We start from the raw sequence: 1,395 nt of genomic DNA on the forward strand, positions 1-1,395 counted from the left end.
ACCCGGGGGCGGGGCTATGCCTCCGCGCCCGGGTCCGCCGCGCCCAGGTCCGCCTCGTCCTCCTCCGCCTCGTCCTCGTCCGCCTCGTCCGCCTGCTGTACGTATCGAAGGACACCCCACATGGCGTGCTCGTCCGGGGTGCCCCGCGGCGCCGGGGCCACCGCCGCGTCCAGTGACTTGCGCAGCCCCTCGGCGTCGATACGGGAGCCGATGAGGACGAGCTGGGTGAGGCGCTCCTCGCCGGGCGGCCAGGGCTCCGGGTAGAAGCGCAGGAAGCGGCCGACGGCGTGGACGCCGTAGCGGTTGCGCGGGTCGGCCGCGCCGAAGTCGACGAACCCCTTGATGCGGTAGAGGCCTTCGGGGCGGCTGTCGAGGAAGGCCATCAGCCGGCGCGGGTCCATGGGCGCGGCCGAGGTGAAGGCGACGGACTCGTACGCGGTGTGCAGATGGGCCGCGTGGCCGTGCCCATGGCCGCACCCGGGGCCGCACGCCTCCCCGTGCCCGTGCTCCTCCTCGTCGTCCAGCAGGTCCTCGAAGGCGAGCTGGCCGACCCGCTCGGTGCTCGGCCTGCGGTCGAAGAAAAGCTCCGGGTCGACGCGACCGTACACGGACTCGACCACCGACGCGGTCCCGCCCAGGGACGCGCGCAGCCGGTCGAGGCCGGCCCTCGGCACCCGGTCGGTCTTGTTGAGCACCACGAGGTCCGCGACGGCGAGGTGCCGGTCGATCTCGGGGTGCTTCTCGCGGGTCGCCTCGTACTCGGCCGCGTCGACGACCTCGACCAGCCCGCCGTACACGACCCGGGGGTTCTCGCTGGCCAGGACCATCCGCACCAGCTCCTGCGGCTCGGCGAGACCACTCGCCTCGATGACGACGACGTCGAGCCGGGCGGCGGGCCGGGTCAGCTTCTCCAGATAGACGTCGAGCTCGCTCGCGTCGACGGCGCAGCAAAGGCAGCCGTTGCCGAGGGACAGCGTCGAGTCGCCGAGTTGTCCGGCCACGGTCATCGCGTCGATCTCGATGGAGCCGAAGTCGTTGACGATCGCCCCGATCCGGGTGCCCCTGCTGGCCCGGAGCAGATGGTTGAGCAAGGTGGTCTTGCCCGAGCCGAGGAAGCCCGCGAGGACGACGACGGGGATCTGCTGGGCCGGACCGGTCGGACTCACGAGGGGGACCTCTCTCAAGCGGGGGCGGGCGGGGCTCGGGGGCTTTCCTCGGGCCCGCTCCAGGATATTGGGGGCCCCGGGGCGGGCGGCCCGGACGAGCTCGGCCCAGCCCGACCACCCGCGGCGCGTCGCGGCGCACACCCCCGCCCCCGAGCGCCCACCGCCCGTGGCCGGAACACCCGCGCCCGCCGTCCCGGCCGCCCGCCGTCCCGGCCGCGCGTCGCCCGGC

Annotated in this window: 1 protein-coding gene; it reads right to left on the reverse strand. The window is 74.4% G+C overall.

Going from position 1 to position 1,395, the window contains the following annotated elements; genetic code table 11:
* Nucleotides 1-14: 14 nt before the first annotated feature.
* Nucleotides 15-1,166: a CobW family GTP-binding protein gene (locus tag ACFWA7_RS39990; protein ID WP_385828090.1), complete on the reverse strand. Its 1,152-nt coding sequence runs from the start codon at nt 1,164-1,166 to the stop codon at nt 15-17.
* Between the last annotated feature and the right edge of the window lie 229 nt (nt 1,167-1,395).

The organism is Streptomyces sp. NPDC059994, from assembly GCF_042737755.1.
GTDB lineage: Bacteria > Actinomycetota > Actinomycetes > Streptomycetales > Streptomycetaceae > Streptomyces.